General features: G+C 32.5%; 6 protein-coding genes and 1 tRNA gene. 2 read left to right on the forward strand and 5 right to left on the reverse strand.

The genetic code is table 11. The annotated features are described in order from the left end of the window. Positions 1–87: 87 nt before the first annotated feature. From obgE to tsp, 5 genes are all read right to left on the reverse strand, one after another. Complete coding sequence (gene obgE / locus TY19_RS05885; RefSeq protein WP_042280912.1) at positions 88–1,101, reverse strand: GTPase ObgE; 1,014 nt, start codon at positions 1,099–1,101, stop codon at positions 88–90. Between the two features lie 118 nt (positions 1,102–1,219). Next, the gene (gene rpmA, locus TY19_RS05890; RefSeq protein ID WP_011174768.1) at positions 1,220–1,471 is read right to left on the reverse strand and encodes a 50S ribosomal protein L27; all 252 of its coding nucleotides are present in this window, start codon (positions 1,469–1,471) and stop codon (positions 1,220–1,222) included. Then, positions 1,461–1,805 carry a 50S ribosomal protein L21 gene (rplU, locus tag TY19_RS05895; RefSeq protein WP_011174767.1) on the reverse strand — a complete coding sequence of 115 codons (345 nt, stop codon included), beginning with the start codon at positions 1,803–1,805 and terminating at the stop codon, positions 1,461–1,463. Before rplU ends, rpmA begins: the two co-directional genes overlap by 11 nt. Positions 1,806–2,173: 368 nt before the next feature. After that, positions 2,174–2,246, reverse strand: a tRNA-Phe gene (locus tag TY19_RS05900). A 115-nt stretch (positions 2,247–2,361) separates the two neighbouring features. Beyond that, a complete protein-coding gene (gene tsp, locus TY19_RS05905; RefSeq protein WP_052354810.1) occupies positions 2,362–4,377 on the reverse strand; it encodes a tail-specific protease Tsp in 2,016 nt (671 codons plus the stop codon). Between the two features lie 1,741 nt (positions 4,378–6,118). On the opposite strand from tsp, the gene TY19_RS05910 reads away from it, so the two are divergent. Together TY19_RS05910 and scpB are read left to right on the forward strand one after the other, a co-directional pair. Continuing rightward, complete coding sequence (locus tag TY19_RS05910; protein ID WP_042280915.1) at positions 6,119–6,844, forward strand: segregation and condensation protein A; 726 nt, start codon at positions 6,119–6,121, stop codon at positions 6,842–6,844. Next, positions 6,841–7,545 carry an SMC-Scp complex subunit ScpB gene (gene scpB / locus TY19_RS05915; RefSeq protein ID WP_052354811.1) on the forward strand — a complete coding sequence of 235 codons (705 nt, stop codon included), beginning with the start codon at positions 6,841–6,843 and terminating at the stop codon, positions 7,543–7,545. Before TY19_RS05910 ends, scpB begins: the two co-directional genes overlap by 4 nt. The last annotated feature ends 158 nt before the right edge of the window (positions 7,546–7,703 follow it).

A 7,703-nucleotide genomic window follows, 5' to 3' on the forward strand; every position in this document is an offset into this window, starting at 1 on the left:
ATTTTAAAACAAACTTTACCATCTATTGAATTAGCAAAGATTAATATTTCGTATTGTGCTTTTACCAAGCAAGAACTAAAACCTAGACTAATACTCGATTTCTTTTTTCTGAGAAAGACGTTGTGTCATTTTTTCAATTAATTCTTGTAAACCTTCGCCATAAACAGCTGAAATTTTAAAAAGCATATCAGATGAAATAGAGTAGTTTTTTTCAAATTCTTGAATATGAGAAGGCGAATCTTCTGTATCTATTTTATTTAATACCACTAGATAGGGCCTTTCTAATAATTCAGGATTATAAGCTCCAATCTCTTCACGGAGAATTCGAAAATCATGAGAAGGGGTTCTTCCATCAATGCCCGATGCATCTAAAATAAAAATAAGAAGTTTAGTCCTTTCAATATGCCTTAGAAACTCTAATCCCAAACCTCGATTATGGCTAGCTCCTTCAATAATTCCTGGAATATCAGCAATATAGATGCGTTTATAATTATCTAGTTCAATAAATCCCAAGTTAGGTTGTAGTGTAGTAAAAGGATAGGCTGCTACTTTCACTCTTAATCCTGCTAATGAGGAAATCAAAGTTGATTTACCTGCATTTGGAAAACCAACCAATCCTACATCTGCAATTAGCTTTAGCTCCAGCTCTATGTGATGAATTTCACCAAGTGTTCCCTCTGTACAAATATTAGGAGCTTGATGAGTAGGGGTCTTAAAGCTGTCATTACCTCTTCCTCCTCTCCCACCTTTACAGAGCACAAATCTTTCTTTATCTTCTACAAAGTCATGTATGACTTTACCTGATTTGGCATCTTTGAGGAGGGTACCACAAGGAACTTTCAAAATCAAATCTGTTCCATTTTTTCCCTGACGGCAATTTCCTCCTCCATCTCCTCCACTCTGAGCTTTTAATATGCGACGATGGCGAAACCAATCCAAAGATGAAATTTGAGTATCTGCTTCTAAAATAACAGAACCTCCCCGTCCCCCATTTCCTCCAGCCGGACCACCTTTAGGAATATATTTTTCTCTACGCCATGCCACAACACCATTTCCGCCTTTGCCAGCTATCAATTCAATGATTACACGATCAACAAACATGATCCCTCTAGGAGTAACAATAAGTAATTAATATAAATTTGACAGATAAAGAAGAAAGAACAAAGAAAGTTTGAAACCTAGTTAAGCTAGGTTTCAAATCAAAAGAATCGAGAGGAGATTATGCACCAGTTTCGATTGAAATATAAGTTTTGTTAGACTTACGAAAGGCTACAACTCCATCTGCTAGGGCAAAAAGAGTATCATCTGTTCCACGGCCAACATTTTTAGCAGGATGCCATTTTGTACCGCGTTGTCTAACAAGAATGCTTCCAGCTCTAACAACTTCGCCTGAACCGACTTTGATTCCCAAACGTTTTGAATGAGAATCTCTTCCGTTACGGGTTGACCCTTGACCTTTCTTATGAGCCATGATTTCCTTCCTTTCCTTTACGCTTGCTTCCAATACCAGTTATTTTAACACGTGTATAGTGCTGGCGATGACCCCACTTACGACACTGATTATGACTAGGCTTGTATTTTAAGCTTGTCACTTTTTCCCCTTTAACTGTTCCTACCACTTCGCCGTAAACAAGAAAATTTGGAATACCCGGTTTGCCAATCTGTGTCTTCGCACCGTCAAAAGCGAATAAGACTTCTCCAAACTCAACTTGAGCGCCTGGGTCGGTATTGAGCAGTTCTACATCAATGATGTCTCCTTCTTGGACACGATACTGCTTTCCACCTGTTTTAATAATGGCGTACATTGTGAACCCCTTAACAATAAATAATCAGTCTTCTGATGTTTAAAAAATCAATAGAAAACGAAGTTTACCCTAATTATCGTTTGAAATCAATCAGAAAAAAACTTTCATCTCATTTCAACACGTTTATTATTTTTCTCTTAGCCGATCGTAATATTTTAAATATTCGTCACTTACATTGCACTAGATTGCTAACGAAAAAAAACTAAGCTTCCGATTCTAAGTTAGTTAAAAAACATTTCCTTATCTCAATTCAACGGAATTTGCATTTTTAACAGTCAGACTCAAATTTTCTTATTTTTCATTCATTATGGCAGCCATAATATAAGTATAAAAGTCGAGAGTTGACTAATGAGTGAAATAAAGAAGAATGGCCAGAACTGGAATCGAACCAGCGACACAAGGATTTTCAGTCCTCTGCTCTACCGACTGAGCTATCTGGCCAAACTTAAAGAAAGTACTTTATTGAATGGTTGTTTTTTGTGCAACGTTTTTATACAAGTTTCTTTTCTTACCTTTTATCAAGCCTCCTGAATCTGTATCAGGAGGCTTGACACCTCTATTTTTTCTTTTCAATAGAATAGAGAACAATCATATCTTTGATTACGTTGACAGCTTCTTGCATTTGCAAATCGTCAACCCCAAAATTCTTAGCTTTTTTCCCAGTTGATAACCATTCCGACTCTTCATCCTGCTCTTCATTTTCTAGGTCGAGCGCTTTTCCTTTTAGAAATAATTGATAGTTTTTATTATGCGCTAGTCGATATTCGCTATTTTTTCGGAGTGTGGGAATTAAATCTTTCCATTGATCAGTACGTTTCTGAATGGTTGGAACATAATATTTCAAATACCACGATTTAACATCCGGAGCGATGTCAGATAAATTGTCTTCATAAGCATCAGAAATGAAGTCGGAAGTGAGAGAGCTAGAATCTACTTCCCCAATATTTTTAAGACTCCAAGGTCCAGGAGCTATGACATCGGCTTTTACCCCATTTTTTTGAGGAGTCTTTCCAGAAACTGTATAATATTTTCCAACTGTTACTTTAAAATAAGACGTACTTTGATCATTGGTTACGGTTTGGGTTTGAATGGTCCCTTTCCCATAGGTATGCTCATCTCCAACCACAATTGCGACACCATAATCTTGTAATGCTTGAGCCACAATTTCTGCTGCAGAAGCCGTAGCTTTAGAAATCAAAACAATGAGAGGTCCATCATAAGCTATTTTTCCATCCACATCGCGATAAAAGCGCTCTTCCCCAGTGGAGTACTTAGAAATAACAATGACCCCGTTAGTAATAAAAAGGCCTGCTACTTTAACAGCTTGCGAAAGAAATCCGCCACTATTTTCTCGAAGATCTAAAATCAACCCTCTTAAATTACCTTTTTTTTCTAATTCTACAATCGCGTCTCGAACATCTTTTTCACTGGAAATTCCATTTCCTTGATAAAAAGAATGAAGAGTAATTTTGCCAATAATTCCATTGCCAAAAGTCTCTTCGCTAACATCAACTCGATTATTGTTTAAAACAATTTCTTCTTTTTGAAGTTCTACTTTAAAAATTTTATCTTCTATCTTATCTTTTTCTTTTCGTTTGAAAGACAGCTCTACTTGTGCTTGTTTAGATTCATGCAACATTTCCATGACTTTATCAAAAGAAAGTTTTTCTGTTGAAATTCCATCTACTCCTAGCAAAATATCTCCTGCCTGGATAACTCCACTTTTTGCGGCTGGCCCACCCTCTAACATTCGAGATACAATAATTTTATCTCCTTGATCGCGTAAAACTAGTCCAATTCCTTGAAATTCTTTTTGCAATCGAACTTTCATGTCATAAGCTTCGTGAGTTTGATAAAAAGTCGTGTGAGAATCTAAACTGCTCGCAAGGGCTTTTAAAATATGAATCGTCAATAAATTATCTTGTTGTGCGTAAGATAAAGGTTTCCCCTGATCATCTTGATAAAGATATTGATTTTCGAATTCTGTTAAATGATTTTCATAAGTTTTCAAAACAAATTCTTTTTTAGAACTTGTAGAAAGCTCTCCATGACGACTTTTATATAGGCTAATAAAATTTTCTAAATTTTCTAGCAGCCGTTTTTTTAATTCTTTTTCATCCTTAGCAAATGATCTTTCTTCAATTCTTTGAATCGATGGCCTTGTTGTTTGAAACAAGGCTTCTTTATCTTTAATTTCTATTTCATGACGAAGTTTTTTTGAACGCTCAATAGCAGTTTGAAAAACTTTGTTTATTTGCTCGAAAAATTCAAAATCGTTTTGTTTATATTGTTCCACTAATTCATCAAGTTGCTTTTGAGATAAATGCGCATAAGGAGCTATTTCGCTCTCTAGTAGGTAAATACGTTCAGGATCGAATTGATTAATAAAAATCGCTATAGAGCTATTCAAAATTTTACTCGTCATGGTTCGCTTATCGACATGCTGGCTTAAAATCTGGCTCATGATTCGATCGATATCACTAGATTTTAATAAATCTTGCTCTCGAGCTTCTATAGAAACTAAGGTAGTCATCAAAGTTACAAACCATATCTTCAACCAATTTTTATTCATAAATAACGCTCCTTGAAACAACTATTTTTACCAAAAGGGAATGATCATTGATTTTTAAATCTTATCCACTCTCAATTCAAAATTTCCAGTATATTCAAATGTGATGGATTTAAGAGTTCGGCAAAAACTTTAGGTATCTTTAAAATTAGCCAAAATATCTACCAAAAGCGAGTTATGCAAGAAGTCTATTAAAACAACAATCGTTTTTTTTGGAGTATTTATTAAAATTAATTTTTATATACAAATATATAAAAAATTTGACACTGTAAAATTTAAAATAAAATTTTATAAATTATAAACAACAAAAAAATATTAATTTTTTATGAAAAATATAGAGAAAATCAATTTTATAGTAAAAATTTAACTGATAATTTTCTTACTATAATTCATTGAAAAATCCGTAACATTTAGCAGCTGGACAAACTAAAAATCCCAACTTTTTTAACTCTAATAAATTAAATAAAATATTAGAAACTATATTACCATTAATGAAAATAATACTCATTTTATGTAATGATTTAAGAAACAAAATAAGCTTGGATTTACTGCCATTACCTTTTCACCTAAATTTCTTTTAGATGCTATAGCCTCTATTCTTTAAACAAAACATATTCAATCAAAGTGTAATCATCTTTCTTCATAAAATTTCCCTTAAAGAACCGCTTAATCTATAAGATTACAATTCCTGTCGCTTTGAAATCATCAAATTAGTTATCAAAAATTAAGACTAATAATCCCAACTGTACCTAATTTTATTGAAGAAGAAATAGCTATTCAAAAACAAATTATCAAAGAATTGAAATTAATACCTGAAACAATCAGTTTAATTTATTACATATGCGAGATTTTAATAAAGTCTTGGAAAAATTTGGCATTACATTTGTAGCATTTGAGGAGATTTTTATTGGATCCGTATGCCAAAAATCTTTTTATTGATTGGAATGATGATAGCGATTTGTTATTCCTTTTAGGAGAAAAAAATAGCCTATAAAATACTTAATTCGAATTTTTATGAAATCAAACCCGAAATAAAAATTTTTGAAAAGTACGGTTTAAAACTAGCTGGTTATTGGAGGAGGTTGAACATTGTATCTCATTGATTATCCTTCGTTTGCATATCCATTTTATCCGGATAAGCCTTCAACAAGACAATTTTGTTGTCCTTCTTCTGTAAATATTTTTATATCAAAAAAACTACACTTTCAAAGAATCGCATTCCATACAAAATCAAATACTTTTTTAATCGGTAATGAAGTTGTAAACTTGCGAACCTTACGTAACTTTTAAACGTGGAAACCCCTAGAGACTGGATGCTGTTTAACCCAATTAAGTTGCTTATTATATATTCATTCACTTGAAGAAGTTGAAGGATTTATTAGCCATATCTAGTATTTCGTGTGGAAAACACAAGTTGTTATTGATACAAATCGCGTAGCATAGGAAAAGTTATTCGCCTCTACTTAAATTTAGAATTGATAATTATTTACTTGTCAAACATGTTAAAATTTATTTTCAATCAGACTGTAAAAAAATTCTTAGTTACTTTTATCTTTATTTTTTTTAATTCAATTAAGAAATGGCAGTTAATTTTTCGCTTTTAGCCAAATCTTTCACGGTTAGACTTGCTACATCTAATTTTAGATACATGTTAAATGTTTAAATCAACACAATCTCAGTAGCATAAGAAATCAGATTTAGGTATTTTATTCTGCAAATACTAGGAAAATATAGATTTTTGTTTATGATTCAAACTTACAATCGTTTCTCTTTAGAAAATTTTGAAGGACCCCTAGAGTTTCTCCTTTCATTAATTCAAAAAGAAGAAATCAATATCTATGACGTTTCTATTCAAGAGCTCACTCAACAATTTCTAGAAAAATTGAAAGAATGGGAAACCCATTATTTAGAAAAAGGAGCCGAATTTGTAGGAAGCGCTTCTTATTTAGTTTGGTTGAAAAGTAAAATGTTGCTACCAATTGAAGAACTTTCTTTAGAAGCAGAAACAGTTCAGGAAGATCCTCATTTTGAAATTATTCATCACCTTTTGGATTACTGTCGTTTTAAGCAAGCTGCTAAAGAACTTTCAGCCAGACAGGATAAGCAACTAGCATGCTATTTTCGGGGAACTTCAGAGAATGCGTGGAAAAAACCTTTGGGATTAAAAGATATTTCACTAGAAGAATTATCAATTTTATTTAAGGAAATGACCAAACGTGCAGAACAAGTGAAAGGAAAAATTCTAGAAGAAAATTGGCGTGTAAGTGATAAAATTCGCTTCATAAAATTACAACTACAAAAACAATCTTCTTTTCCTTTTGATTATTTATTTTTATCAGATATGCCTCGCTTAGAATTAATTGTCATCTTTTTAGCTATTTTAGAATTGATGAAAATTGGAAGTATAGGTATTGGCAAAAATCCCGAATCTCAGGTTTTGGTATATCTTAAGCAAAAGGATGATAAATGAGTAAAGAGTGGAATTTTTTTCAGGCTGAATTTGCTTTTCCTTCGTCTCGAGATCAAAAACCATCTCCTACTACTTCAAACTCTATTCATGAAAAACCAAATCTTAACGTTGAAATCTCAAATGAATATCATGAGCAAGAAACTTCTGATGATATCGAAGAAATAATTCAACTCGATCATCAAATACAACAAACCATTAAAAAAGTCATTGAAGCACTGCTTTTCACAAGTTCTGACCCTCTTCCACTATCTAAAATTCGTGAAATTACAGATACTCTTTATCCTTTAAGGCCTAAGCAATTAAGGCAAATTATTGATTCTTTGAGACAAGAATTCATTGCTCATCAACGTGCTTTCAAATTGGAAGAAATTGCTCAAGGTTATGTCTTGCGCACACATGAAGAATATGCTCCCTATTTAGATATTTTACATCGGCAAAAAAGAACGGAAAAAATTTCTTGTGCTGCCACTGAAGTATTGGCGATTGTTGCTTATCGACAACCTATTACAAGACCTCAAATTGACGCGATTCGAGGTGTTGATTCTTCGGGCATACTTAGTCAATTAATTGAACGTCAACTAATTGAAATGGTTGGCAAACTTGAAGCCCCAGGTCGTCCCAGTCTTTATGGAACTACTAAAGAATTTCTCAAACACTATGGCTTAAAAGATCTAGGCGAATTAGAAAAAATTAAATCATAATATTTAAGTAAATTATTTCCATAAATCTTCTTATTATTTTTTTAAAAAATGAATGAACATTTAGATAAATTTTAATTAAAATAATATTATTATAATGTAAGTTGCAAATAACTAATTTATTAAAAAATTTGTTGCAACTGCTACTAGAAATCCTAAAA

This window comes from Candidatus Protochlamydia sp. R18, from assembly GCF_000648255.1.
GTDB lineage: Bacteria > Chlamydiota > Chlamydiia > Chlamydiales > Parachlamydiaceae > Protochlamydia > Protochlamydia amoebophila.